Raw genomic sequence first — 26,382 nt, forward strand, 5'->3', positions numbered from 1 at the left:
TTCATACGCAACCGGCACTGTCCGGCACCTGTTGCGTTCCATACCTTCGCCGACCGGAACTTTGCCATGCTTGTTCAGCCCTATCTGTACTTCAACGGCCGCGCTGCCGACGCCATCAACTTCTACAAAGATGCTCTGGGAGCCGAGCAGATTTTTCTGATGACGTTCGGTGAGAGCCCGGATCAGACCAGCATTCCGCCCGGCGGGGAAGACAAAATCATGCACGCCAGCCTGCGCATCGGATCGACAGAGGTCTATGTGTCGGACGGGATGTGCGATGAATCGAAGGCGGGGCGTTTTGAAGGCATGGCGCTGTCACTGATCGTGAACACGGCTGAAGAAGCCGAGCGGATTTTTTCAGCACTGAGTGACGGCGGGCAGGTTCAGATGCCTCTGGCGCAAACGTTCTTTTCGCCGCGATTCGGAATGGCGGCGGACCGCTTCGGCGTTTCCTGGCTGGTGCTGGTGCGTTCGGAGGACGAGCCGTCGTAAACCCGCCGATTGCCGCTGCGCCGATCACGCGCCGTCGACTACCGTTGCGCCGACATCTGCTGCTCACGCGCCTGCGAACGTCACGCCGCAGCGCCGGAGTCGTCGGAATCGCGGCGACTCACGGATGAATGCAGCAGCATCCAGCGTCCAAGATGTTCTTCCGACAGCATTCCCGCCAGCCGGCCGCCGTGCTGCACCAGCAGCGTTCTGCAGCCACAGGCGTTCATTCTGTCCAGAGCCCGATCCAGCGGATCGTCGGCCGATGCAACCAGGCAGTCCCGGCGCATGATCTGTCCGACCGGCTGATCATTCTGACCGCTTCGCAAAGCCTTCAGGACATCGTCATAGAAAACAAGTCCCGCGACGGTCTCTCCATTCATCACCGGAAAATCCCGCTGCTGACTGGTGGCGGATTCCCGGGCGGCCTCTTCCACGGTGTCTTCTTCGGAAAGAGTCTGGAACCGTCGAATCATTGCGTCGCTTACGCGGTGCGACCGGAACACGGATCGCATTTCAACGGCCTGAGCTTCGCCCTGGGCACCCACGTACACAAACATGGCAATGAACAGCAACATCCAGTTGCCGGACAGGATGCCGACGAATCCGAACAGCATCGCCATCACCTGACCAACACTCGCTGCCACGTGCGTCGCGCGCACGCGTGTCATGCGAGTCGCCAGCAGAGCCCGCAGCACACGGCCACCGTCCATGGGAAAGGCGGGCAGCATGTTGAACACCACCAGAGCGACATTCACCCACATCAGATTGGCGGCAAACGCGCTGCCGGAAACCCGGCTGGCTTGCGTGGCGATCGGCAGGCCGAGCGTGTGAATGATGCCGAACAGTACCGCGGCAATCACCACGTTGACGGCAGGCCCGGCGATGGCCACAAAGAACTCCTGCATCGGTTTTTCGGGAATACGCTCCAGCCGGGCGACTCCCCCGATTGGCAGCAATGTGATATCTCGCGTCGCGACGCCATAACGGCGCGCGGTCAGTGCATGTCCCAGTTCGTGAAGCACGACGCAGGCAAACAGCGAAATGATAAACCCCACGCCGCGCAGGGCAGCGGCGGCACTGTCGCCGGAAGCAAGATGAGCGTAGCCGACCCACGCCAGCAACAGGAAGAACGTCCAGTGGACAAAGATGCCGATTCCGGCAACCTGTCCGAGACGAATAGACCAGCGCACCGTTTCGCCTTTCATTCTGCAGAAAGCCGACCGCTTCTTCCGTGCCGGATTGAATCCTGCGCCTTGGAAAGCTGGCCGTCCGCTGCGGCTGTGTTGTTTAGTCGTCGCTGTGAATCCAGGTACGCGCCTGTTCGATGTCCGTGTGGTCGAAGTATTTGATTTTCGCAGACGTGAATGGCTTGCAGAACGCGGCCATCCCTTTTTCCCATTTGCGTTCGCCGACGATCGCCAGTCGTTCAATGTGGTTGTGATGTTTCACGTCGAACTTGATGTCTTCCCACAGAGCTCCCACATCCCAGCCGTGGAAGTCGTGAAGGATCACCAGCATTCGGACCTTGCCGAATTCCTGAATCTTCGCTTCGGTCGCCGGCACAAAGGTCTCGTAGGCTGCTTTGGAAAGAGTTCCGGTGATCTCTAATTCAATCACTCGTTCTTCGATGTTTTCCGTAACAGTGTAGGACATTTCAGTGCCTTTCATGTTTTCGGGAACGGGGAACTCAACGTTGTTCGGGCTCAACAACTTTCGTGCCAGCGACAGCGGAAAAGTGTGAGTTTCGCTGTCGCCAAGGGGAATCCGAAACCGGTGATCGTCGAACGAGCGCCAAGAAGCAGCCGTGTGGTCAATTCGCTGCCAGCATGGCCACTGAATGAACATGGCCGCGGTCTGACGGGCGTCTGCAGGCATTCACCGGCCGCAGCGAACATTTTTCCGGAAGCCGAAACTCCACAGACCATCGTGCGAGTTTTTCAATGGGCGAAGCCGGTGTCGGCGGCCTGCGTCGTCGAGATGGTCCGCGTTTTGCTTAAAGTCGCGGAATCTGGATTTCGCGTCACATCCGTGTTGCGAACCGCTAAGGCGAGCGGCAGATGAGCTGTTACCTGCCCGCACGGCGCTAGCCGCGATTGTGTTCGCAGAGAACCGGGGCTAGCGCCCGGCGGCTGGCGGGTAAATTCTCATCTGCCGAACAGCCAATGGCGTGATTTCTTCAGGAGGACTCCGCAATGTGATTCCTGCTACCGAAGGGAAAGCCGGAGCCATCGCCGAACGCAGTGTGTCACCGGACGTCACAGTTGCGGGCGGCCTGACACGTTGGTGAATGATGCCGCGTTCCGTGTCGATCGTTCCGCCCGTCGCGGCTGCGGGAGTTCCGGAAATGCTGGTCGACGGCCGGCGACGTGACTGTGGTCAAGATGCCGACTCAGCGTGCGATCTTCGCAACGCAGTCGCGTCGCGGATTCCCGGCGCCTCCAGGAAAAGCGGGCGAATTGCCCGACAGCCGCCATTCCCGCCTTCTGACTGACTCTGCCCGAATGCCAGCCAGCCTGATTGGTGCTCACGACTTCTTAATTCCAACGGACACATGCCGGCCCCGCTATTTCAAACCGACACTACCGTAGTGATGCCGGCGGCGTTTTCGATCGCAGGCCGACGGTCGCATTTTCCCGTTCAGATTCTGAAACAGACCCGCGGCGGGCTTGCGGAAGAGACTACCGCACTGCTGTCCCGGCGGCTGAAGGCTGCGTCGCTGCTGGCCTTTGCCGGGTTCCTGACATTCTTCATCAAGAATCTGTTCTTTCTTGATGACTTCGTGACGCTTGCGGACTGGCTGCTGTTCTGGGTTCATCTGGCGGTGACAGTCCTGGCGGGTGTCATCAGCCTGTGCCTGTGGACGCACCGCGGATTTCTGAATCGGCATCTGCGGCTGACGGAGTTGCTGCTGTTCGGCGGATCGGCGCTGTTCCTGCTACTGTTCAGCTATGTCGATGTCAGCGAAAGCGCAGCGACCGGATACCTGCCGCCGATTGTTCCGCCGTGGCTGATGCTGATCTTCACCTATGCGATGCTGATTCCCAATCCCAACAGCTTCACACGCGCTGCGGTGATGATTAGTACGCTGGCGGCGACTCCGATCACGCTGATCATTGCGATGCATCTGACGTCCGGCACGTTCGCGCGGCTGTTCCGTGAGAATCACCGGTTTCGCGGCACCGAGATTTCCGCCGTTCTGATGCTGTTGCTCGCAGCGATCGTGGCGGCCTGGGGACAGCATCTGATCGGCAGTCTGCGACGCAGCGTGTACGAAGCGCGACGCATCGGTCAGTACCACCTGAAGCAACCGCTCGGCTCCGGCGGCATGGGAGACGTCTACCTGGCCGAACATCTGCTGATGAAACGCCCCTGTGCCATCAAGCTGATCCGCGCCGAACAGGCGGGAGATCCGCAGGTTCTGGAACGATTTGAACACGAGGTTCAGGCCACGGCGAAACTCAGCCACTGGAACTCCATTGAGATCTACGACTATGGCCGCACAGATGACGGCACGTTTTACTACGTCATGGAATACCTGCCCGGCATGGATCTTGAAGAATTGGTGCAGAAACACGGACGTCTGCCGCCGGGACGCGTGATTCATCTGCTGGAACAAACCTGCGACGCGCTGGCGGAGGCTCATACGCAGAGACTGATTCATCGCGATATCAAACCGGCCAACGTGTTCGTCGCCCGTCGCGGCCATGTTTGCGATGTCGCCAAACTGCTGGACTTCGGTCTGGCCAGGCCGATCGTAAGACCGGAGTCCGGCAACACGACTCACGTCGGAACCATTTCCGGCTCACCGCTCTACATGGCGCCGGAACAGTTCGTCGATGACGCCGTGGATGAACGCAGCGACATCTATTCCGTCGGCGTGATGGCCTATTACCTGCTGACAGGAAAACGACCGTTCGACAACGACAATCCCATGCGAGTCTTCATGGCGCATGCGCAGGAACGTCCCCGGCGCCTGTGCGAGTTCTGTCCTGATATCTCGCACGAACTTGAAGCAATCGTCATGCGGTGCCTGGAAAAGTCGCCGGACGACAGGTTTCAGGCCGCTGCCGCGCTCCGCGAAGCGCTGCTGAATTGTCAGGAAGCCGGCGACTGGACTCGCGAAGACGCAGCCGCCTGGTGGGCCTGCCATGTCGGTGCCGACCAGCCTGCGACCAATGACCCGGCCGACCTGGCGACAACCGCAGGCGACGGATCAATCCGCGAAACCGACCGGTCGTCAATGCCTTCATAGCAGGCAATGCAAAAGTCCCGGTGGGTTGAGTCGATACGGCGTCAGCGCAGCGTGACTGTCGACCTGGGCCGTTCTGAAGAATCGCGACGCTTCCTCGGCGCGGCGTGGCAGAGTGTTGTCGGCCGGTTCCTTTCCGCGTGCGGCAGATGAGAATCTACCGCCAGCCGCAGGGCAGGTAACAGCTCATCTGCCGCTCGCCTTACGATAACTTCATCGGCGGTTGAAAGTCTTCGGGCTTGATGACCAGGATTGAGCATCGCAGTTGAGACAGCAGCCGTTCCGCCGTGCTTCCAAACAGCATTCCCGGAATTCCGCCGCGTCGGGAGGTTGCCATCACCAGCAGATCAATTTTCAGCTCTTCGATCGCACACAGAATCGCCGCATCGGGGTTGCCTTCCGCCACGTGAGTTTGCACGCCGAACTGCAGCGTTCGAAAGTCGGTCATGGCCAGTTGACTCTGCATCGTGCTTTCCGCCGATTCACGCAGTTCGCGGCGAAATTCACGAACAGACTCGTCGCGGACTCCCGCCCGTGCCATGTGGCGGTCCAGGTCCGTATGAACCACGTGCAGGACGCTCAGGCGAATCGGCAGTGACTGTCCCAGATGCACGGCCGTATGCAGAACTTCAACACCTGTTTCGGAAAGGTCAGTCGCGGCCATCACGTCCAGCGGAGCATCGTAGTCTTCTCTGGGTCGAGCCAGCCAGACGGGACACGGAGCGTAGCGAACAAGCTTCAGTCCGGTGTTTCCAAACAGCATTCGGCTGATCGCGCCGCGAGTTCGCGTGCCGCAGACGATCAGGGCATCACGGTCACCGCCGACCACTCGGAGAATCTCCATCCACGGCTGTCCAAACACCACGGTGGCGGTCACATCCAGTTCACAGGAGTGCCGCTTTGAATACTGCTGAATTATCTCCTGCAGCACGGCGCTGGCTTCCGTCTGGTCCTGAACCGCCGCGGCGCTGGCTTTTTCCGCGGAACCGAACAACCCGCTGGACGGTTCCGATAATGCGGCCACCAGCGTGACCGGAACGCGGCGGATTTCGGCGATGCGCAGTGACTGTTCGATGGCTGCCCGTGTTGAATCACCCAGGCCGACCGCTGACCAGGGTCGCTTCACCGACAACTGCACACCCACAACGATTCGCGATACTGAACGCATCAAGCCTGCCTTAGAATTTCCGTGTTGCCGCAATTCCGTCTTCCCACGAATCCGGAAGCCGATTCCTGCAGCATAGCCATCACAAAGCCGGATTGCCCGCCGTGGGGTCTGCATCCCGGAAATTCCCGCCGCTGTGAGTTGTCTATACTGGCCGCGGCGGGCGCCGATACTTTTCGCTCTTCTTACTCCCGCGAGCCCGAATGTCTCATTCAGCCCCGCTCGCGGTATAACGCTCATTCGTGACGCGTTTTCGCTACGCTCACGTCGGTGTGTCACGGAATCCCCGGGTCGGCACGTCAGGACATCAGCGCGACGTCGACGCCGCCGCAATCGCCGCGGCGTCGCCGGCATCAGGAGTTCCAGCGATGAAGAAAACGAGCAGCGCGATCATGAACCGCCTGCTGCCGGCAGTGATTCTCATTGCCGCCGTTATCTTCGTGCTGAATCGCTTCGCCAGACGCGAAGTCTTCGTCGGACAGCAGATCGCCGGCACGATTCCGATGGATCAGATCGATCATTCCGCCTGGAACGAACTCTTGCGGACGTACGTCGACGATGACGGACTGGTCAACTACAGCGGCTGGAAGTCCAGCACTTCCGACCGCAGGAAGCTGCAGGACTATCTGTCGACGCTGTCCGCCGCGGATCCGGTCGCGACGTGTCCAACCGATGCCAGACTCGCCTTCTGGATCAATGCCTATAACGCCGTGACGATCGAAGGCATTCTGCGCGAGTACCCGACATCCAGCATCCGCAATCATCTGCCTCAGGTGCTGGGGTACAACATCTGGAAGGACCTGAAACTCTATGTTGACGGGCAGCCATTTTCGCTTGAACAAATCGAACATCAGAAGCTGCGGACAATGCACGAACCGCGGATTCACTTCGCCATCGTGTGCGCATCGATGGGTTGTCCGCGGCTGCTGAACTCCGCGTACACGGCGGACGAGATTCAGAATCAACTGGACGAAAACGCTCGCGATTTTTTTCGTCGTCCGAGCAACTTCCGGTACGACCAGGCATCGAAGACGTTTTATCTTTCGTCGATCCTGAAGTGGTTCGCAACGGATTTCGGAAGTCACCGCAGGGCTCAACTGAAGACGATTTCAGCGTGGCTTCCGTCAGAAGAATCGCGAAAGGCGGCGGTCGGCGGTGACGTCGGCGTTTCGTTTTCGGACTACGACTGGAACCTGAACGACTCACAGAACGCCGGCCGATAGCAGCCGTTCTCACCGCGCGGGCGACGTTTGCCGCTGTGTGCTGCGAACAGGCGTTGCCGCAGGCGTCGAACCGTTCAGCAGCGCCGCGGCGATTTCGCGAGCATACAGCGCTGTACCGTACTTCGACAGCTTCGTGCTGTCCGGTTCAAACAGACTGTCCGCGTCGGGTTTCGAAGCGGCCTGGGTCGAATTGTCGCCTGCGGCCGGCCGTGACGCGAAGCTGCGGAACGCGGGAGTCGCGTCGCACAGCGGGATTCCCGCCTGATCGCAATAGGTCCGCAGAATCTGAAACGGCAGATCGCGAGTGACGGGATTACGATCAACGATCCCGTAACGTTTCGATCGCCGCGACCGCACATCCGCCGACACGACCTGCCAGAAGACCGGACTTGTCGAAAGCATCAGCCGCCGGTTTTCGGCCGAAGTCAGTTTCTGAAGCTCGGTGACCGGATCCAGGGCATGCTGTATCTGAACTCGCAGATCAGGAGGATTCGGCATTGCCCACAAGTACGCCGTCCGGTCCGACCACGACGTCGGGCTCTCGGCGGAATCGTCCTGAGCCATGCCGCCGGCAATTGAGCGAACGAACTTCGCCAGCGCTGACGTCCGCAGAATGCGCCCCAGCGGCGTGATGGCCGTATTGGAATCCATCAACACCGCGTTCGTGCAGAGCTGCCGCCCGTCCGCGGATTGCAGGAAGCGACGATAAGCGGCATCGTCAGCGACGTCCGACATGTCGAAATGCAGCACAACCAGATCAGGCCGCAGTTGCCGAAGCTCGCGCTGGTATTGCAGCATCGACAGCAGCGGACTGAAGCCGGGAACGCCAGCGTTAATGACTTCCAGCACCTGTCCGGATTCCCGCCCCAGCAATTGCTGCAGCCGACTGCTGAGCGTCGCCTGGTCATCCAGGTGAGTACCCGCAACGGTGTCATCTCCCAGCAGCAGAATGCGATACACGCCGTCCGACTTCGGAATCGCCGGCTCCGGACCGCGCAGTCCGTAGCTGTTGGTGCGGAAGGGACGAACCTTGCCGGATTCGCCGCCGGCGGAAGAATGAAGCCGCCGCATTTCGTGGTGAGTCACCTGCGACGGCACCAGCAGGACCAGGTCGCTGTCGTCAGCGCGAATGCCGGACACGGCGGGGCTCGGCGGCTGGCGGCACTGCAGCCAGACTTCGGCCAGCACGATTCCCAGTCCCAGCAGCAACACCGCGGTGCTCAGGTGCTTCAGATTTCTGAGGATACCGCGAAGCATGAAAATCGGGCCGCGACGATTGCTGGTGGCTCACTGGTCTGAACATGCCGAACACCGAAGTCCGTCGCTTCCGGCCGTTCACCGGGCAGTCACTTGAAGGCTACGCGGCGGCTCGCAGCGCGAGTTCTTCCGCGTTGACGCTGACCACGGCGATGCCGAACCGGTCGGCGACGTCCGCCACTTCATCCGGATTCAGAATGATGGTCATACCGGCTTCGATCGCCAGGACGCGACCGCCGGCTTCGTGCATGTTCTTGATCGTATCGACGCCGATGGTCGGCACGTCAAACCGCATGTCCTGGCGGGGCTTTGCGACTTTGACCACCGTGAATCCACCGCGGCGACAAAGTTCCCCCGCCCGGCGAATACATCGGTCGGTGCCTTCGATCGCTTCAACGGCAATCACCGCGGCGTCATTAACGACAACCGTCTGGCCGATGTCCAGCCGTCCCATTTCTCTGGCCAGTTCCCAGCCGAACTGTATGTCTTTCCATTGCAGGGAACTGGGTTTTCGCTGAGTCAGAAAACCGTGTTTCACGAGTAACTCCGGGCAGTATTTCAATGCGGAATCAAACTTCAGATGATCGCGTTCGAATTCCCGAATGACCGCCAGCAAAATGGTGTCGTCCTTGCGATTCTTGCTGGCATAGCGAAACCACATGTGCAGTGTTCGCCAGTCGGGCATCAGTCGAATCCAGCGAAACGGATGGAACAACACCGTCTTTTCAATCTTGCCGGCCATTACGATGCGTTCAACGCCGGCTCGCTTGAACAGCCGGATGGCTTTGCCCAGCCGAGCCAGCGGTGCGAACCGAAACTGGTCGCAAACGTCCGCCAGTTCTTCCGACGCCATCCCGGCAACACCCAGACCATAGACGGTATGTCCTGCCTTGCGCGCGGCCGTTGCGAACGCGATCGGAAATCGTCCGGCTCCCGCCAGCAATCCGATTTTGGTCGGTCCGTTCACTTCGCCGAACCTCGCCGTTCTTCCGGTAAACGGCAGAATGTCCGGATTGTCATGTTTGCTGAACTGCATAGCTGAACGTCAGATTCATCCAAACGGATCATACGGTTGTTCGAAATTCGGGATTCGATGCTTCCTCAGGGTTCTGTGATCGCTGTGTCAGACCTGCGGTGATCCGAGTTCCCACGCTGTCAATCTTCCTCAGCGGCAATGACCGGCGTCAGGCAGCACCGGGAATGGATGTGTCAGATGTGTTCTGTCGGTCCAGTTGCTGGCGAAGCTGCTGAACGTCCTTTTCCAGCGCCTTCAGTGTCGAACGCATGTCGGGAAGCCGCTTCAGCGCCATGAGCTGTCGCGTCGTTTCCGAAACCGGAGCCGCCGGACTTCCCAGGTACGCCTGCCCGCCCGGCATGTCACGATGCACGCCGGCCTTGGCGCCGATGATCGCGCCGTCGCCCAGATGAACGTGGTCCGCGATTCCTGCCTGCCCGGCACACACAACGTAGTCACCGGTCGTACAGGAACCCGCGAATCCCACCTGCGACACCAGCAGATTGTGCCGGCCGATTCGGCAGTTGTGGCCGATCATCACCTGATTATCGATTTTCGTTCCGCTGCCGATGACCGTTTCGCCGACCTTCGCCCGGTCGATCGTTGTCCCGGCACCAATTTCCACGTCGTCGCAGATTCGGACAATGCCGAAATGCGGCAGGCGTTCGTGCCGGCCGTTGACCTGACGATAGCCGAATCCGTCCGCTCCGATGACACAGGCGGCGTGAATCGTCACGTCGTCGCCCAGAATCACGTCCGAATAAAGAACGACGTTGGGGTGCAGCGTCGCGTTGTTTCCCAGCCGGCATCCGTCGCCGATCACCACGCCGGCACCGATGTCGCAGTTGTCGCCGATCACGACGTGTTCACCGATCACGGCTCCGTGGCCGATTCGAGCGTTGTTGCCAATCAAAGCCGATTCAGCAACGTGAGCGGACTTCGCGATCGCCGCCGCAGGCTTCGCGCGCCTTGGGAAAAACAGTTCCGCAGCCTGCAGAAAGGCCACTTCCGGTTCCGCGACCAGCAGAAACGTGGTGTTGGGCCAGGCGGAAATCTCCGCGGACAACGCTGACGGCGCGATGACGGCCGCCGCCGCCGAAGCCTTCAGACGCAACAGGTTTTTTGCATCACCGACGAAAGTCAGTTGCCGGTCCGTCGCCCGCTCCACGATCTCCACACCTTCGAGGCAAAGCCGGCGATTGCCGATCAGAGTCGCCTGAATTCGGTCGGCGATGTCTCCAGCGGTCCACTCGCCGCGCGGCAGAGCTTGACGATTCGATGTCTGACCCATTGCAGCTTCCCTGCCGCTTTGCCGTTGCAAGATCTCCGTCGGCGATGGCCCGCAAAATGCGGCTCGCAGGGGTCGGTTTTACGACAAAATCGCCGCCCGACGCAAGATGAAGTGCGGCCCGCCGCTTCGGAGCTTCGGAGCGCTCGGGGCAGGCTGCACTGTGCGGTATCGCTCAGGGGATCAACCGTTTCGCCGGACGACGGAACTCCGGCCAGGCGCAATCCCCGCGACAGGATCAGCCTTCGACCTGCCAGGCTGGCGTTCAGTGGCGATGGAATCGCCAACCGGGACTCATCTCTTCGCAGCATTCTGAAACTGCGTGAATCATCCGGTTTTTGCAGACTTCCTTTACTGGCCAGCTAATTCTGACCAGCTGCGCGTTCGCCGCCTGATCGACACGCGCATGACTGAGAACTAATCGCCGCTTGCTTCGCCGCTATGCATGTAGTTCGTCGGATCGAAGGCCTCGCCATTTCGCAGGCAGTTCACGATCACTTCAATCCACGCGACAGCCGCTTCCGGCAGTTCCTGCCCGAAACGCAGCAAGACGCAGCGTTCGTAGTCTTCCAGGCAGAGTTCGCAGCCGAGGTCGCTCTGAAGGTCTCGGCAAAGTGCATAGATTTGCTCGACAACGCGCACTCGCCTCTGAGTGTCACCGGAGAGTTCCCGCACAGATCTATCCACCCCTGAAAAAATGAACCGAACGACGCGTGCAATGTCCGCCGGGAGACAAGGTTTCTGCCGAGCCTCGCGTACTCACGGTCTTCCGAAGCGGCAGCGGCTCAGATCCCCGTCGCCGGGTTCTGCCGATTCCGAACCCGGACAATCCAACTTTGCCAGTGCACTGTCAGGCGTAGATCGGTGAGTCGCGTGGCACTGGCTGTGCCGGTGGATTCCGCATCGCAAAGACACTGGGATAGCCGGTGCCGCACATCAAAAGACGTTGGCCGGAGCACTAGATCAGAAGATCGTTCGGTTCTGCCGGAGAAATCGGCGGCATGTTCGATTTCAACGGTGAGTCCGAATATTGCGGGCCGGCTGTGTCGGTCAGTGAAACTAAGAGAATCCTGAGTTCGGATTGCAGGATTCACCGTCCGTTGCGAACCGGCCGCGACAGTTCGCCTGCAGCCTGCGGCGCGGCGGTCGCGCGCGGTCCTGCCGATTCCTGCTGCTGCGGTGTCGCCGAATTGGCAAAAGGACTCGGACCTTGCGGAACTACGGCTTGTCGCCGGTTCCGGAATCACCTTTCAGGCGTTCCTGGCGATCGAATTCCAGAAGCCCTTCGATCAGCTCCGACATTTCGCCAAGAATGATGCGGTCCAGCTTGTGGATGGTCAGCCCGCAGCGGTGGTCGGTGACGCGATTCTGCGGAAAGTTGTAGGTGCGAATTCGTGAATTGCGATCGCCCGTGCCGACCAGAGTCCTGCGAGTGGCGGAACGCTGGGCGTCGGCTTCCTGTTGCTGAATTTCCAGGATGCGGCTCTTCAGGACCCGCAGTGCCTTCGCGCGGTTCTTGTGCTGACTTTTTTCGTCCTGAATTTTGACGACGATACCCGTGGGAATGTGCGTCATCCGGACGGCGCTTTCGGTCTTGTTGACTTTCTGGCCGCCGGGCCCGCCGGCTCGCATGGTGTCGACCTGCAGGTCTTCCGGACGAATTTCGATTTCCACATCGCTGGCTTCCGGCAGCACTGCCACCGTCGCGGCACTGGTGTGGATGCGGCCCTGAGTTTCCGTTTCGGGGACTCGCTGCACACGGTGTCCGCCGCTTTCGAACTGCAGTTCGTGGTAGGCTCCTTCGCCCGTGATCGAACAGACGACTTCCCTCACACCGCCGAGTTCCGTGTCGCTGAATTCGATCAGTTCGACCTTCCAGCCCTTCAGTTCGCAATACTTCATGTACATGTCGTACAGGTCTTTGGCGAACAGCGCCGCTTCGTCGCCTCCCGTCCCCGCACGAATTTCCATGATGAGTGAACCGCGAGTAATGGAATCGCCGGCCGTCGCCAGATCTTCCAGTTCTTCCGCCAGTGCGTCGCGTTTTTCTGTGAGTTCATCCAGCTCCTGTTGAGCGTACTGGCGGCTTTCGGCGTCAGTTTCTTCATCGACCATCATCTGCGCGGCTTCGATGTCGCCTTCCAGCTTATGAAACCGCCGCACGGCTTCCGCGACCTTGGCCAGGCCTCCCATTTCTTTCTGAATTCCCAGCATCTTCTCGACATCCGCCAGAACAGCGGGGTCGAGAAGCTGCTGTTCGAGCGATTCGTAGCGTGCCAGTTTTTGTTCGAGACTGGGAAACATGGCGTAACGATCGGTCAGGAAACCGGAAACTTCAAACGCAGGAAACTGCGAACAACGGCACGGGCCTCAAACCAGTCCGAACGACGACGACGGCGGCGGTCAGCGACTATGATCCCGCCGCGCCCGCAAAAACGACCGCATGCGCGACCGTCGCAATGCAAAGAAGGACGTGCGCAACAACATGCGCACGTCCTTCTTCTTAGAATTCAGAAAACGATCGCTAGGCGTCTGCGGCCGGTTCGGCCTTCTTGCCCCATTTCTTCTGGAACTTTTCGACTCGCCCGGCTGAGTCCACAAACTTCATCTTGCCGGTGTAAAACGGATGGGAATCCGACGTAATTTCCACTTTGAACAGCGGATATTCGTTCCCGTCGTCCCACTTATCCGTTTCCTTGCACTTGATCGTGGACTTAATCAGGAAACGCTTGCCGGTGGACGTGTCCTGAAAGATCACGTCGCGATATTCGGGATGAATGCCCTGTTTCATTGTTCCAGCCTTGTCGGCGACGACTCGTCGCTGCACAGCGAAAAAACTGCGAAACCCGGCCGCCCAAACTGTCAGTCACGGCCGGAAATTGAAGCGGCGGAGTGTAAGGTCACCGTGCTGAGTCGGCAAGCAAAAACAGTCGGTCTTCCGTGAATGCAACACACCGGGAACCGCACCGAACTTCGTCGGAAACGCGGTGATTTCGAAGGCTCTGACGCTTTGTGCCTGTTTTTTCCGTGTCGGTTCGTCATAGTTTCACGAACCGTAAAACGCGAGCCTGGCGGCTGCAGGCTGGCGAGTTTCGCGACTCAGTTCACGTCACCGACTTTCCCGCCTGCAAAGGATTTCTGTTCCATGCGACAACCGATCATCATCTGCCTGCTGGCCATGACGCTGACTTTCTTCACGGCCCGGCCGGTTCGCGCGCAGGCAGCGCCGGCTCAGGAAAAGCCGGCTGCCACGGAACTGGAAACCGTCAAAGACCGATTCAGCTACGCTCTGGGACTGAACCTTGGCCGGCAGTTCCAGCAGCAGGGGCTGGATATCAACCCGGCCGTTGTGGCTCGCGGCATCGCCGCCATTCTGGAGGGAACGGAACCGGAACTCACCGAAGAAGACATTCAGGCCGTCGTCCGGGCATACGAACAGGAACAGGCCGCAAAGCGCGAACAGGCCGCGAAAAAGAACAAGGAAGACGGCGAAGCCTATCTGACGGCCAACGCGAAAAAGGACGGCGTCAAGACCACTCGCACCGGCCTGCAGTATCTCGTGCTGAAGGAAGGCACCGGAAAGTCTCCGACCACTGACAGCGAAGTCGTCGTCCACTATCGAGGCAAATTCATCGACGGCAAGGTCTTCGATCAGTCCTACGAAGGCGATGCTCCGACCGCCGACGAAGAACCCATTTCCTTCGGCGTCACGCAGGTGATTTCCGGCTGGACGGAAGGTCTGCAACTGATGAAGGCCGGTGCGAAGTATCGCTTCTTTATCCCCTCCGGAATTGCCTACGGTCCGATGGGACGGCCGGGGATTCCTCCGAATTCGACGCTCGTGTTCGATGTCGAACTGATGAAGGTCGTCAATTGACACAAAGGCGGCAGGTCGTTCGCTACGCAGACGAATCCGCAGTGCACCATGACGCGACGACTGAACATCGCCGACCGATTGCGGACTGCCGCCGCGGCGGCTCCTACCCAGCGCGCGGTCGTGTTTCCCGAGGCTCGCGATCGGTTCGGCCGAGTCGCCTATTCGTATCTGACGTTTCAGCAGCTTGACGAAGAAGCCGACCGGATCGCGCGCGGACTGATCCGGCTGGGAGTAACGCCCGGCCGGCGCTTGATTCTGATGGTGCGACCGTCACTGGAATTCGTCGCGCTGACGTTTGGCGTGTTTCGGTCCGGCGCCGTCTGCACGCTGATCGATCCCGGCATGGGACGTTCCAGCATCTTCAATTGCCTGGATGAAGTCGATCCGGACGGATTCATCGCCATCCCGCCGGTTCAGTTGATCCGCCGGGTGATGTTCGGCAGGTTTCGTAACGCAAAGTTCAACGTCATTGTCGGCCCCAGGCGCCGGCGGTTCGGATGTGTGTCGTATCCGGAACTGCTGCGGATCGGTGGCGACGAATCCATTCCGCTGCCGGAAACGCTCAGCACGGATTCCGCGGCCATCATTTTTACCAGCGGCAGCACCGGTCCGCCGAAGGGTGTTCACTACGAACACGGCATGTTCGACGCTCAGGTGGATCTGATTCGCGATCGTTTCGGAATTCAGCCGGGAGAAGTCGACCTGCCCGGATTCCCGCTGTTCGCGCTGTTCAACCTTGCGATGCAGGTTACGACGGTGATCCCCGACATGGATCCGACGAAACCCGCACGCGTCGATCCGAAGAAGATTCTGGAAGCGATCCGCGACAACGGAGTCACTCAGGCCTTCGGGTCGCCGGCGCTGTGGAATACCGTCGGCCGCTACCTGGAACAGAACGACATTCGGCTGCCAACGCTGCGTCGCATCCTTTCGGCGGGAGCTCCCGTGCCGAATCACGTGCTGGAACGCATCACGAAGGCTCTGCCGGACAACGCCGATCTGTTCACACCGTACGGAGCCACCGAATGTCTGCCGGTGGCGGCGATTGGAGGCCGGCAGGTTCTTTCCGAGACGGCGAAACAGACCGCGTCCGGAGCCGGAACGTGCGTCGGAACCGTGTTCGATCAAATGCAGGTCCGCATCATCGACGTCACGTTTGATCCGATCAGCGACATGCGCCAGGCCACGCAACTGCCTGCCGGCGAAATCGGGGAGATCATTGTTCGCGGGCCGGTCGCGACTCGGGAATATTTCCGTCGGCCGGACGCAACGGCTCTGGCGAAAATCACCGACGGCGACGAATTCTGGCATCGCATGGGAGACGTTGGTTACCTGGACGACGCGGGTCGCCTTTGGTTCTGCGGCCGGAAGGCTCACATCGTGTTTACCGAAAGCGGCCCGCTGTATTCCGTTCGCTGTGAAGCAATCTTCAACCAGCATCCGGCAATCTATCGCACCGCACTCGCGGGAATCGGTCCACGCGGTCAGCAGGTTCCGGTCATCATCGCGGAACCGGAAACTGGCCGATTTCCCGAATCCCGGTCCGCCAAAGAATCGCTGCGAAACGAACTGCTGGCGCTCGGCCGCGCGAATCCGCTGACGTCGGGCATCAACCGAATCCTGTTTCATCCGTCGCTGCCGGTGGACACTCGCCACAACGTGAAAATCAACCGCGAACAACTGGCCGTCTGGGCCGCTCAGCAGCGATTCGACCGCAGTGCCGCAGAATGAAAACGCCCGGCTTCCGCAAAGAAGCCGGGCGATCGGCAATGTTGAATTCTGACTTCCGGCGGGCGACTGCTGCTACGCCGCCTTGCGCATCATCGACGAAATCGGGATCACATCGACGTTCTGCTGTCGGCCGGTTGCCTGAATGAACGATTCGAAAATCTGAATGTCCAGAGCCGACGCAGTGTTGCTTTCCGGATGCCACTGCACTCCCAGGCAATACCAGTCGTCCGACACGGATTCGTAGGCTTCGATCACGCCGTCAGGACACGTCGCGCCGACGCGGAAGCGGCTCGACAAATCGCGAACGGCCATGTGATGATGACTGTTGACGCGAACTTCGCCGGGACCGTAGATCTCATCCAAATGGCTGCCCGGAACGACCTCCAGCACGTGCCGCAGGTTCTTCTCGACTTCGTCCCGATGATGCAGGGCTCGCGGCAGGTCTTCCGGAATGTGCTGGTACAGAGTTCCGCCGCACAACACATTGACCAGTTGCATCCCCGAACCAATTGCCAGGATCGGCAGCTTCATGTCGATCGCCATCCGGGCGATCCGCCGATCAAACGTTTCCCGCCGCGGCGGCATCTTCTTGTTCGAAGGATGGTTGTGCATGCCCAGAGCAATCGGGTCCAGATCCAGGTTACATCCGGCCAGCACCAGTCCGCCCAGTTGATTCAGAATCTGCTGCAGATCCTTTTCGTCCTCATACGGAGGCAGAAGCAGCGGAATTCCGCCGGCTGCCGTGACGCTGTCATAGTAGCCGGTATTGAACCAGCTCAGCGCGGCTCCGTTGTACCGTTCCGGACGAAAGTCTCCCGTGATGCCAACGACTGGTTTGCTGCGATTCATCGCAAATTCCTTCCCTGGAGAATTGAGTGACGCGAACTCAGCGCACGCTGAATTCACAGAAGTGAAACGGTCCTGCGTTCGGCGGGAGCAGATGACCGGAAACGTCCGGCGTCCCGTGAGCAATCAGACAGCAGAATCCATCCTGCAACATGTTGGCTGGTTCCTTCCAGCAATCCGACGGTTCAACAGCCACCGCCAGAAGTCATCGAACGCTTTCAACAATCAGCCGCCGAAGATGAACTCCTGTTTCTCCGCGACTGAGGGCGGGAACATTAGTCAAGGCCAAATCGACTGTAAAGCAGATCGAAGATTTTGCGGAAGCGAGCAACTCCGCCACCAGATGTAGTGTTTCCGGCAGAAACCGCGCCGCCGGCCTGTCAACGGCGGATTGTGCTGAATCCGGTTCAGCGCGCAACGGGCGAGATTGCTCAGCTTCGTATCAGAGCCTGGCGAGCCGCCGCAACAGTCGCCCGCTTGATCCACTGGCTTGGCTTGCGGTTTGTAGGCTCACCGTTTGTAGGCAGGTTTTTCAGGGACCTGGCAGTCATCACGCGGAGGCCCTTGTGGACCGAGAGCACAGCGTTCCGACGGCCGTCTCGGTCTTCGAATCCAGCCGTCACGCTCCGATTTTCTCCATAAGTGAACGCATGCACATTTCCCGTGAATCCTGTGTAATTTCCAGATTTTCCATACTGCAATGCTTGCCGATTTTTCCCTTCCTGGAGATACATGGGTGAAACCACTCAGTTCCACACACGCCACTCATCGTCTCGCGGCATCCGTGTGGACGGGCCTTCAGCAACGGGACACACAGAATGAAGAATCGAGTGATCGCGGTGGCAGTTTTGCAGGTCGTGAGCGTGTGCTTACTCGCAACCACGGCAAGTGCCCAGCGCTGGCAGAGGCCGTTACAAATTCGCAATCGATGTTCACCATGCTATCCGACATTGCAATGCGCGCCGTTACGATGCTTGTCCTTTCCATGCAACGGACCCGTATCGCAATGTGTCACCACGTGCGCTCCCGTAGCCGGCTGCCTTCCTCCAAACTGGTGCTGTCCGCAACCGTGGCCGTGCTGTCCCTGCGTTCCCTGCATTCCGGAATTCAACCCAAGTAGCAGTCAATGTCCAATTCTCAAGCTCGCTGAGATCCCCGTAATCGGCGGCACGATTTGCAGCTACCAGGTGCGACCGTGCGGTCAGCCATATTCATGGACCGTCTGGGTCGCTTGCAACACTGATGTCTGTGAGTGCAAAAACGGCAGCTGCTACTTAAACGGATCCCCATTACCCTTAAGGAGACTGCAGTCGTCGTTTGTCGATCATGAGCTTCTGAACGAGCCAAACGGTGTCAAGAAAATCCCACGACGTTTTGCAGTCAGTGGCGATTTCGAGCTGAGGCAAATCGCAATGGACATGGACGGCGCTGACCCAACAAAAGACTGGATCGTCAACTCCACCCGCGTAAGAGACATCAAGCTCCAAAAGATCATAAAGCATGATAACAATTTCTTTGCACTCTATAAGATGACGCTCAGGAACTCGGTCAAGATTTATGCCGACTCCGATACCACCGGCGAAAAAGACAACAATGATCTGCATCGCATTCGATACTTCGGAATTCGACTGAACGGTGATCCTGGGAACTCAGAAGACTACACGCCCAAGCCCAGGTCCGGTGACATCACTAAGCTCACAGCACCGAATGGGGATGAAAGCAAGCAGGAAGCAGTCATCCGATACCCTGCTTCGACTGCACCACAGCAGCCTGCGGCGAACTTTAAGTACTACCACTTAATCGGGCACAACTAGCAAACGGATTCTTTTGCGGTTGCTGCGATAGAATATTTGTTGACAACGAGACAAAGATTGCAGTGCCGATGGCTTTCCATGAGCGAAGCCACCGGTTACTCCGGAACCGACCGGTAAACTCGCCAGCCGAATCTGGATAGCGTCGTCTTCAGTTCGGAATCAAGCTGCGGGCCTGCCGGGATCGATAGGCGGGTCCTGGCTGTGACTGTGTCAGGCTGCGACTCGTCCTGATATGCCCATCCTGGAGGAGCGCCGCGGGCTTCACGCGGTGCGTTTGCTTCAAGAACGTGATCGAGTTCAGCCCGGTCCTTCGGCATGATGCCGTAGGATTCCGGGTAGATGATCTTATAGTGAACGTTGACGCTGTCGGTGTACTCCGCGACGCTGTACAGAAGGTTTCTGATCCCATGCTCTGACCACTCATCGGGCGTTGGCTGGCCGACCGCGACAATACCCCAGTTCGCAGCGTCGCGAATAGACTGTCCGGTGTCACCACTGTACGCTCCTGTGCGCTGGATCGCCAGGTATTCGAATTCGTAATTCGCAGGCAGGCGAACGCCTGTCAGTTCCGAGAAAAGAATTGCCCAGTCAATCGGGCAACCGGACATCGGTTGATTGGCGGGTGGCGGTGCTGTGATTTCAAACTGCCTGTCGAATGTCTCCAGCCACGTGAGCTTTCCGTCGAACCAGGGGATCGGCTTATTCAGAACCGAACGAAACTGCCCGACGCTGACTTCGTCCCTGGCGACAAGGAAACTGGCAACTTCCCGAGTACGCTGCTGAACCAGATCGCCACCCTGCGGGTCGCCCATCCGGAGCGTCCCACCGTCAATCCTGACCAGATCGTGGCCGAATGCGGTCCAGAGTTCACTGTCGGTGAACAATTTGAATGCAGGCAGCATAATGTTGTCGACGTCATCCCGGCTGTAAAACGTGTGCGGAAAACGCTGTTCCAGCGGTGTCCCGGAATTCTTTTCCGGCACCGTGCGCCACACTTCGTGGTAGCGCCCGTTGGCGTCGCGGGCAAATACCTTGTACACACCAGGCTGAAGGTGAACCGGTTCGCCGCTGGTTGTGGTCGCTGTAAATCCCGATCCATGGGGAACACGCAGCGTGTCGTCGTAGCGCACGAATCGGATCTCGGTTGCCGGTGGAGTCGTTTCAATGATCACCGGCACGTGGTCCGAGGGCGCCACGGGCGGCGGGGGAGGCGGGGGAGGCGTTAGGAAAATTGCCACGGCTGCGAAGAGTAACGTCAGCGTCGTTACCAGTGAGCTGGCGGCGATGGCTCGATTGCGGCTGGCCCACTTGATTGTCCGTTCGGCAAGGCTGACGGGTTTGTCGGGGATTGGTTTGCCGTCGAGGAACAGTTGCAGGCTGTCGGCCATCTGGCCGGCTGATTCGAAACGGCGTTCTCGTTCCTTCCGGATCGCCTTCAACACAATCGTCTCCAGATCGCGGGGGACCTTTGAATTGTGTTTTCGCGGTGACGATGGATCGTCGTGCTGCAGGCTGTACAGCAGCGTGTGCAGACTGGAAGCATTGAACGGCCGCCGACCCGTCAGCATCTGGTACAGGATGACGCCCATCGAATACACGTCCGTGCGGCAATCGATGTTGGCGTCGGCTCGGGCCTGTTCGGCCGACATGTAGTACAGCGTGCCGACGATGTTGCCGCTGTGAGTGACGCTGATGTCGTGTGACTGAACAACCTTGGCAAGGCCGAAGTCGGTGATGTGAGGCTGACGCTGTCCGTCGAGCAGAATGTTCGCGGGTTTCAGGTCGCGATGCACCATGCCCCGGTCATGAAACACCTGGCAGGCCCGCAGCAATGGAATCATCAGCCGCACAGCGTCGGTGGCCGACAATTCATGAGTCTTCAGGTATTGGGACAGTGAGATGCCGTCGATGTACTCCATCGCGATGTAGTAACCGTCTTCGAATTTCCCGGCTTCGTGAACCCTGACCAGATTCGGATGCTCGCACGCCGCGGCTGCGCGAGCTTCACGCAGGAATTCGACTTCCGACCGCGGGTTGACGCGATCGGGGCGCGGTACCTTCAGGGCGACGTTGCGCTGAAGCTCTTCGTCGAATGCCAGATAGACGGCTCCGAAGGCTCCTTCACCCAGCAGCCGGATGATTCGAAAATGAGCGACCCGACGGCCTTCGGGCAGAACGATTGTCGATTCCGATTCGTTCGACAGACTGACCCGGCTGTGGCACGACGGGCACTCGATGATTTCTTCTTCGCCCTGAAGTACGAAGTCCTTCTGCTGCAGCACTTCGATCTTGTGATCGCAATTGGGACAGCGAAAATGAAACGTCATGGCAGGCTCCGCAGATGTCCGGCAACGTCACTGAAAAACGAGCATCCCGCCGCGAACTTACAACCGCACCCTGAGTGCAATCCCCGCCGCACGACACGCCGATTACCGCCGGCCCGTTCGTGAGTCCGGACTACGGCGGCGCGGCGAATACACGGGGACGGCTGGTGTGCTCGCATGCGAACCCAGATTACGCAAACCCAGTGATGAAGTCACCAGCCCCCTAAGATCGTTCAGAAAGATCTCAGGATTCCGCCGACTCGGGCTCTGCCGGCGCGTCGGCCAAACCGGGTACCACATCTTCGCAGAAGTTTGCGGCGCAGCCGTCGGAAAGCGTTATGAGACGTGCTGACTCCATCCGGCGTTGCGGTCCGAAATGGCCAGCCACAGATTTCGCAGATTCACACAGATGATACCCTCGGGAGGGCGAGGCTCCCGCCGAGCCACCTGCCGCATCGGGCCTCCTTTGGCACACGCGGCTCGGCAGGAGCCTCGCCCTCCCAAACATACGCGAATCGCGGGTACCACATCTTCGAAGAAGTTGTGCGCGCAGCTGCCGGAAAGCGTTATTCGACGTGCTGACTCGATCCAGCGTTGCGGTCCGAAATGGCCAGCCACAGATTTCGCAGATTCACACAGATGATACCCTCGGGAGGGCGAGGCTCCCGCCGAGCCGCTGCCGCAACGGACGTCCTCTGGCCTACGCGGCTCGGCGGGAGCCTCGCTCTCCCAAACATGCGCTCGCCACCGGGTACCACATCTTCGAAGAAGCTGTGCAGCGCACGCCGTCGGAAAACGTTGTGAGACGTCCTGACTCCATCCGGCGTTGCGGTCCGAAATGGCCAGCCACAGATTTCGCAGATTCACACAGATGATACCCTCGGGAGGGCGAGGCTCCCGCCGAGCCGCTGCCGCAACGGACGTCCTCTGGCCTACGCGGCTCGGCGGGAGCCTCGCCCTCCCGATGACCGCGCCCGTGTGCCAATGCAGGTTTCGGCGACCCGACGGAACCTAAAGGTCATTGCCGGGGCTGAAACGACTTTGACCAATCGTTTCGATTGCCTGAAGATGCCAGCATTCGGCCCGGGGCGAGAAGTGATGCGGGGTTATTCGCTGCCGTCGGCTTGTGATTCGGCCTTCAGGCGTTCAAGGACGGCGTCGGTGATGTCCATGCCTTCGTCGGCGATATACAGCACCGGTTCGTTCATTGCCTGAATGATGGCCTGCGGGTCATCGGAATCGAGCCTGGCCTGCTGTTCGCGACCGATACGGGCTCGGCGGACGATCTGGATGCCGTTCTCGCGAGCGTACGCGGCGATTGCGTCGCGCACCCGGCGGAAGGCAGCGGCATGCGCTCTGGCTTCCGCCAGTGTCAGGCGCTGTCGTGCCGAGTCCCGTTCAATCCGCAGCCGAGCCTCGCGTTCGGCAACTTCGACCAGCAGCTTTTCGCGTTCCACCGGCGACGCCGCCGCGACCTGGGCTTTCATGGTGTGCATCAACTGGGATTCTGCTCTCAGCTTCTCGTGGTGCGTTCGCATCTGCTTCTGACGATCGCGGCGCTGGGATTCGAATTCCGGCAGATGGTTGATCACGTACGTCACGTCGATGACGGCTTCCGTTGAGGTTGGGCGAGTTGGCGATCCGTCGGCCGGCTGCAACAGCTTGAGTGCCGCCGCGTCTGTCAGGTCCGGAACGACTGCCAGCGTCGAGGAGGATTGACGCATGATCGGGGTTGCCTGATCGGCACTGCCGGAATCCACTGCATCGATCGGTTTCGCAGCAGCCGTCGACGGCGCATCGGCGGACGGCGCTTCGAATGGCGCGGTGGCTGAAGTTTGTGGCAAATCGCCCTCGGTTTCCTGAGCCGTCAGCCGCACATTGACGGCACCGGCAACGGCCAGCATTGTCGCAACACTCAGAATGGTCAGCTTCTTCATCAGGGAATCCTCCTTGAAACCGGGGTTGAGAAGTCGTTCGGTGCGCCGGACGAGACTGTGTCCGGCTGCCGAGGGAATCAATCGCGGTACAGCGCCGGAAGCGGTCGCCAGTTCCAGCAGCAGCCGAGCGTAGTGGGTCGCCGGCTGACGGCACGAGCGGCGAACGAACTCGTCGCACGCCCATTCGGTACACTCCGCCACGCGCCAAACCGCCAGCCACGACAGCGGGTTGAACCAGTGCAGACACGCGATCAGGCTGCACCCGGCAATCGTCCACAGATCACCGCGGCGCAGGTGAGCCAGTTCGTGATACAGCACCATTTCACGGTCGGCTGCCGTCAGCCGTTCCCATCGACCGGCAGGAACAAGCATCCGATACCCGGACGGCACCCAGCACACAGCGGGGCCGTCGTCTTCTGTCAGGGCAATTGTCACTGCGGGACGAAACCCGATCTCGCGGCGCACGAAGTCACATTCCGATTGCCACTTCGCTGTCCCGGAATTCACCGCCGCGTCCTCGGACGACGCCTTCAGCACCGGTTGCAGGAATCGAAAATATCCTGTCACCAGCCATGCCGCGCTCACGACAACGCCGAACAGCCAGATGCCGGCAATGATCGCGACCGGCGACGGCCAGCCAGTGAGTGTATTCGCGGCAGCGACAACCGCTTGAGTTGGCGGACCGGAAATCTGCGAGACAGACTCGGAATCGCGCATTGAGAAATCAGGCTCGTTCCGGGAGACCCGTACTGCCACAGTCGCAGAGCTGTCCCGTTGAGTTGAACCGCGCGGCTGTGCTGACATCGTCGGACCGGCAGTTGTTGTCGCCCGGGCAGAGGGATCATCGAACACCTTCCATTCGACGTTGTACGGCAGAAGCATCAGCCCCTGCGCGACGACCGTCAGCCAGGTCAGCATGTGGAACCGGGCTGAACGGACGTTGACGGTTCGCAGCAGCAGTTTCGTCAACACAAATGCAATCGCCAGCAGCAGCGTCGCGCGGGCAAACAGCCACAGCAGAAGTGCGAGCAATTCAGCCATCGGTGTCTCCTTCGGAACGTGCTTCGGCTTCTTCAATCAGAGCACGGATCTGCTGGATTTCATCCGACGTCAGCGTGCGGTCGCTGACCAGATGAGCGATCAGCGGGACGACTCGCCCGCGGGTCACGCGTCGCACCAGCACATTCAGGTCGTCGCGCGTGACGTCCTGTTCGGAAACCGCGGCGCTGTACCTTGCCGGCCGAGTGGCCGATTTTCCGGCGACGCCCTTGGCGACCAGCCGGTCCAGCCGCGTCTGCACCGTGGTGTAACCCTGCTCGCGTTCCAGGCCTGCCTGAGCCTCCGCAATCGTGACCGCGCCCGCTCGCCACAGCACGTCCAGCAGTTCCAGTTCGCCGGCTCCCAGGCGAATGTCTGCAGCCTTTCTCTTCCGCTTTGCCAAAGTCGTGCCTCCTAACTACGACGAATGTCATAATTCGGGCACAGTACGACTTTCGTCATAGTTCGTCAACACGAAATCGCTCACGTTGCTGAACCTCGAACAAGCGACGTCTGCGAAGTGCCGCAAAACGCGGCGGCGTTCCATTTGACTGACCCGGCGATTTCAGGTGGATCGAACGATAGCTCACAGTACCGCGGTTCCGCGAAACGGATTCAATGCTGAAGCATCAAACTGCGCGTGGTGATCCATGTATTGCCGGATCGCATGAGCAAGGCAATCGGAATGACGCTGTCATCGGGCGGGGCTCCAGTCGCGTCGCGTGTGCCATAGAATGTCCGCTGCGGCAGCGGCTCGGCAGCAGTCTCGCCGTCCAGGACATCTGTCGCACCTCGGCACTCATCCGACCGCGCCCGACAGGCCACAGATGCAGTGTGAAAAAGTGACACCAGTTCCTTCATTTCCCGGATGAAACGGACTTCTCCCATGATTACGAAAAACGCCGGACCGATTGCGGTTGCCCGGTGGTCCCGGTATTTTGGTCGCCGTGAGGAGTGAGCCGGCAACAGTTTAGTTCGGTGGTTCCACTGCGGGATCGCTGGAAGTTGCCATGTTTCGTCGGCGAGCGTTTTCCGGACAGCGATTGAGCCGCAGGCTGATAGCTCTGGCGGTTCTCGTGTCGATTTGCGCTTCATTCTTTCCGCTCCCGTTGGGAAATGTGCCTTCGCCAGGAAAGGATTTGTCGGAGCCGTTTCCCTGCCAGGATCGTCCGTGCGGCTGTGCATCGGCTGACCAGTGCTGGAAGCAATGCTGCTGTTTCACCAATGCTCAGAAAATCGCCTGGGCTCGAGAAAACGGCGTGACTCCTCCGCAGTACGTCGTCGAAGCGGCGCGAACGGAGGCGGAGGCCGGCGCAACGGTCGCCGGCGCGAATGAGCCGGTCGCGAAAGGACCAGTTGAGAAAAAGTGTTCGCATTGTTCGAAGGCGGCCGCATCGGCGCGTCGCGACTCCTGCTGCGAATCTCAAAGCCATTCGGCGTGTTGTTCGCGTTCGGCAGGTGAATCGGGGCATGAGAAAGGCAACGCCGAATCAGCGTCTGGCGACTCGACGCGTTACGTCATCGGCGTTGAGTTGATGAAGTGTCGCGGGCAGGGGCTCTCCTGGAACTCGCTTCCGTGGGCCTTGATTCCTGCCGCGTATGTACCGGAATTCCCGGCAACTCCGGGAGACTGGGACCGCCCTCGATCGGTCGTCGCGGCGTCGATCGCCGCCGAACCGCCTGAGCCTCCGCCGCGCCTGGCGTGAAGGCCGCTTGCCAATCGATTCTCGATTGAATCTGCCCGTGTCCGCTCCAGCGTCTGCTGTCTGCGCTGAATGCAGTTCGGCTGCGCGCGACCTGTGCTCGCACGCTCACGCGGGGTTCGGCTCGCTCCTCACAAAGCTGGTTGAAAAACCTGTTGTGAGCGTGCCATCACCGGTCGCGCGATCCGGCGGATTCCATCGGCATCACGAAGAATCTGTGTCCCTGTACGCACGCGGTCGGGCCGCGCGCCGGTGACTCGCCCGTTCCTTCACCGATCAAACAATGCAACGACGAAAGACATACAGAATGACTGACACGACCCAGGCTCCGCGAATTCGCCATCGCGGATTTACACTGATCGAACTTCTGGTCGTCATCGCGATCATAGCCATTCTCATCGCACTGCTGCTGCCCGCCGTGCA

Annotated in this window: 20 protein-coding genes; 7 read left to right on the forward strand and 13 right to left on the reverse strand. The window is 59.7% G+C overall.

The annotated features are described in order from the left end of the window. The first annotated feature begins 66 nt into the window (after positions 1–66). Complete coding sequence (locus R3C19_24540; protein ID MEZ6063530.1) at positions 67–492, forward strand: VOC family protein; 426 nt, start codon at positions 67–69, stop codon at positions 490–492. Positions 493–572: 80 nt separating this feature from the next. On the opposite strand, the gene R3C19_24545 is transcribed toward R3C19_24540, so the two are convergent. Further along, on the reverse strand, positions 573–1,682 hold the full coding sequence (locus R3C19_24545) for a site-2 protease family protein (GenBank protein MEZ6063531.1): 1,110 nt from the start codon (positions 1,680–1,682) through the stop codon (positions 573–575). Positions 1,683–1,779: 97 nt separating this feature from the next. Beyond that, positions 1,780–2,145, reverse strand: a complete 366-nt coding sequence (locus tag R3C19_24550; GenBank protein ID MEZ6063532.1) for an STAS/SEC14 domain-containing protein — start codon at positions 2,143–2,145, stop codon at positions 1,780–1,782. Positions 2,146–3,043: 898 nt separating this feature from the next. Here R3C19_24550 and R3C19_24555 point away from each other — a divergent pair. Further along, on the forward strand, positions 3,044–4,744 hold the full coding sequence (locus R3C19_24555; protein MEZ6063533.1) for a serine/threonine-protein kinase: 1,701 nt from the start codon (positions 3,044–3,046) through the stop codon (positions 4,742–4,744). A 199-nt stretch (positions 4,745–4,943) separates the two neighbouring features. On the opposite strand, the gene R3C19_24560 is transcribed toward R3C19_24555, so the two are convergent. Then, positions 4,944–5,909, reverse strand: coding sequence for a universal stress protein (locus R3C19_24560; GenBank protein ID MEZ6063534.1), 966 nt, complete (start codon positions 5,907–5,909; stop codon positions 4,944–4,946). A gap of 365 nt (positions 5,910–6,274) precedes the next feature. Between R3C19_24560 and R3C19_24565 the strand changes: the two genes are divergently transcribed. Continuing rightward, positions 6,275–7,129 carry a DUF547 domain-containing protein gene (locus R3C19_24565; protein ID MEZ6063535.1) on the forward strand — a complete coding sequence of 285 codons (855 nt, stop codon included), beginning with the start codon at positions 6,275–6,277 and terminating at the stop codon, positions 7,127–7,129. A 9-nt stretch (positions 7,130–7,138) separates the two neighbouring features. On the opposite strand, the gene R3C19_24570 is transcribed toward R3C19_24565, so the two are convergent. The 6 genes from R3C19_24570 to R3C19_24595 form a co-directional block, all read right to left on the reverse strand. After that, positions 7,139–8,386, reverse strand: coding sequence for an SGNH/GDSL hydrolase family protein (locus R3C19_24570; GenBank protein MEZ6063536.1), 1,248 nt, complete (start codon positions 8,384–8,386; stop codon positions 7,139–7,141). 100 nt (positions 8,387–8,486) lie between these two features. Next, positions 8,487–9,422: a UDP-2,3-diacylglucosamine diphosphatase LpxI gene (gene lpxI, locus R3C19_24575; GenBank protein ID MEZ6063537.1), complete on the reverse strand. Its 936-nt coding sequence runs from the start codon at positions 9,420–9,422 to the stop codon at positions 8,487–8,489. 148 nt (positions 9,423–9,570) lie between these two features. Then, complete coding sequence (gene lpxD / locus R3C19_24580; protein MEZ6063538.1) at positions 9,571–10,692, reverse strand: UDP-3-O-(3-hydroxymyristoyl)glucosamine N-acyltransferase; 1,122 nt, start codon at positions 10,690–10,692, stop codon at positions 9,571–9,573. A gap of 414 nt (positions 10,693–11,106) precedes the next feature. Beyond that, positions 11,107–11,364 (reverse strand): hypothetical protein, encoded by a 258-nt coding sequence (locus tag R3C19_24585; GenBank protein MEZ6063539.1) that lies wholly within the window; start codon positions 11,362–11,364, stop codon positions 11,107–11,109. Positions 11,365–11,907: 543 nt separating this feature from the next. After that, the gene (gene prfA / locus R3C19_24590; protein MEZ6063540.1) at positions 11,908–12,993 is read right to left on the reverse strand and encodes a peptide chain release factor 1; all 1,086 of its coding nucleotides are present in this window, start codon (positions 12,991–12,993) and stop codon (positions 11,908–11,910) included. 220 nt (positions 12,994–13,213) lie between these two features. Continuing rightward, entirely contained in the window at positions 13,214–13,480 is a 267-nt protein-coding gene (locus R3C19_24595; GenBank protein ID MEZ6063541.1) for a type B 50S ribosomal protein L31, read from the reverse strand. 354 nt (positions 13,481–13,834) lie between these two features. Here R3C19_24595 and R3C19_24600 point away from each other — a divergent pair, with 354 nt between their 5' ends. Both R3C19_24600 and R3C19_24605 read left to right on the forward strand, forming a co-directional pair. Then, positions 13,835–14,566 carry an FKBP-type peptidyl-prolyl cis-trans isomerase gene (locus tag R3C19_24600; GenBank protein ID MEZ6063542.1) on the forward strand — a complete coding sequence of 244 codons (732 nt, stop codon included), beginning with the start codon at positions 13,835–13,837 and terminating at the stop codon, positions 14,564–14,566. A 48-nt stretch (positions 14,567–14,614) separates the two neighbouring features. After that, positions 14,615–16,297: a fatty acid CoA ligase family protein gene (locus R3C19_24605; GenBank protein MEZ6063543.1), complete on the forward strand. Its 1,683-nt coding sequence runs from the start codon at positions 14,615–14,617 to the stop codon at positions 16,295–16,297. A 72-nt stretch (positions 16,298–16,369) separates the two neighbouring features. Here the strand turns inward: R3C19_24605 and R3C19_24610 are convergent, their stop codons facing one another. Next, a complete protein-coding gene (locus R3C19_24610; GenBank protein MEZ6063544.1) occupies positions 16,370–17,146 on the reverse strand; it encodes a gamma-glutamyl-gamma-aminobutyrate hydrolase family protein in 777 nt (258 codons plus the stop codon). Between the two features lie 1,409 nt (positions 17,147–18,555). Between R3C19_24610 and R3C19_24615 the strand changes: the two genes are divergently transcribed. Continuing rightward, positions 18,556–18,957, forward strand: a complete 402-nt coding sequence (locus R3C19_24615; protein MEZ6063545.1) for a hypothetical protein — start codon at positions 18,556–18,558, stop codon at positions 18,955–18,957. A gap of 95 nt (positions 18,958–19,052) precedes the next feature. On the opposite strand, the gene R3C19_24620 is transcribed toward R3C19_24615, so the two are convergent. The 3 genes from R3C19_24620 to R3C19_24630 all read right to left on the reverse strand — a co-directional run bounded on the left by R3C19_24620 (position 19,053) and on the right by R3C19_24630 (position 24,659). Next, entirely contained in the window at positions 19,053–21,284 is a 2,232-nt protein-coding gene (locus tag R3C19_24620) for a protein kinase (GenBank protein MEZ6063546.1), read from the reverse strand. Between the two features lie 1,103 nt (positions 21,285–22,387). After that, positions 22,388–24,259 (reverse strand): M56 family metallopeptidase, encoded by a 1,872-nt coding sequence (locus R3C19_24625; protein MEZ6063547.1) that lies wholly within the window; start codon positions 24,257–24,259, stop codon positions 22,388–22,390. After that, positions 24,252–24,659, reverse strand: a complete 408-nt coding sequence (locus R3C19_24630; GenBank protein MEZ6063548.1) for a BlaI/MecI/CopY family transcriptional regulator — start codon at positions 24,657–24,659, stop codon at positions 24,252–24,254. The genes R3C19_24625 and R3C19_24630 overlap by 8 nt, the downstream gene beginning before the upstream one ends. Positions 24,660–26,266: 1,607 nt before the next feature. Between R3C19_24630 and R3C19_24635 the strand changes: the two genes are divergently transcribed. After that, positions 26,267–26,382, forward strand: a 116-nt coding sequence (locus tag R3C19_24635; protein MEZ6063549.1) for a prepilin-type N-terminal cleavage/methylation domain-containing protein, incomplete at its 3' end; no start/stop codon positions are given.

The organism is Planctomycetaceae bacterium (genome assembly GCA_041398785.1).
Lineage (GTDB): Bacteria > Planctomycetota > Planctomycetia > Planctomycetales > Planctomycetaceae > JAWKUA01.

What these genes read in the sequence shown, in the direction of transcription:
- R3C19_24540 (MEZ6063530.1), top strand. Translation starts at nt 67, where the DNA reads ATGCTTGTTCAGCCCTATCTGTACTTCAACGGCCGCGCTGCCGACGCC.
- R3C19_24550 (MEZ6063532.1), bottom strand. Translation starts at nt 2,145, where the DNA reads ATGTCCTACACTGTTACGGAAAACATCGAAGAACGAGTGATTGAATTA.
- R3C19_24555 (MEZ6063533.1), top strand. Translation starts at nt 3,044, where the DNA reads ATGCCGGCCCCGCTATTTCAAACCGACACTACCGTAGTGATGCCGGCG.
- R3C19_24560 (MEZ6063534.1), bottom strand. Translation starts at nt 5,909, where the DNA reads ATGCGTTCAGTATCGCGAATCGTTGTGGGTGTGCAGTTGTCGGTGAAG.
- R3C19_24565 (MEZ6063535.1), top strand. Translation starts at nt 6,275, where the DNA reads ATGAAGAAAACGAGCAGCGCGATCATGAACCGCCTGCTGCCGGCAGTG.
- R3C19_24570 (MEZ6063536.1), bottom strand. Translation starts at nt 8,386, where the DNA reads ATGCTTCGCGGTATCCTCAGAAATCTGAAGCACCTGAGCACCGCGGTG.
- lpxI (MEZ6063537.1), bottom strand. Translation starts at nt 9,422, where the DNA reads ATGCAGTTCAGCAAACATGACAATCCGGACATTCTGCCGTTTACCGGA.
- lpxD (MEZ6063538.1), bottom strand. Translation starts at nt 10,692, where the DNA reads ATGGGTCAGACATCGAATCGTCAAGCTCTGCCGCGCGGCGAGTGGACC.
- prfA (MEZ6063540.1), bottom strand. Translation starts at nt 12,993, where the DNA reads ATGTTTCCCAGTCTCGAACAAAAACTGGCACGCTACGAATCGCTCGAA.
- R3C19_24595 (MEZ6063541.1), bottom strand. Translation starts at nt 13,480, where the DNA reads ATGAAACAGGGCATTCATCCCGAATATCGCGACGTGATCTTTCAGGAC.
- R3C19_24600 (MEZ6063542.1), top strand. Translation starts at nt 13,835, where the DNA reads ATGCGACAACCGATCATCATCTGCCTGCTGGCCATGACGCTGACTTTC.
- R3C19_24605 (MEZ6063543.1), top strand. Translation starts at nt 14,615, where the DNA reads ATGACGCGACGACTGAACATCGCCGACCGATTGCGGACTGCCGCCGCG.
- R3C19_24610 (MEZ6063544.1), bottom strand. Translation starts at nt 17,146, where the DNA reads ATGAATCGCAGCAAACCAGTCGTTGGCATCACGGGAGACTTTCGTCCG.
- R3C19_24615 (MEZ6063545.1), top strand. Translation starts at nt 18,556, where the DNA reads ATGGACATGGACGGCGCTGACCCAACAAAAGACTGGATCGTCAACTCC.
- R3C19_24620 (MEZ6063546.1), bottom strand. Translation starts at nt 21,284, where the DNA reads ATGACGTTTCATTTTCGCTGTCCCAATTGCGATCACAAGATCGAAGTG.
- R3C19_24625 (MEZ6063547.1), bottom strand. Translation starts at nt 24,259, where the DNA reads ATGGCTGAATTGCTCGCACTTCTGCTGTGGCTGTTTGCCCGCGCGACG.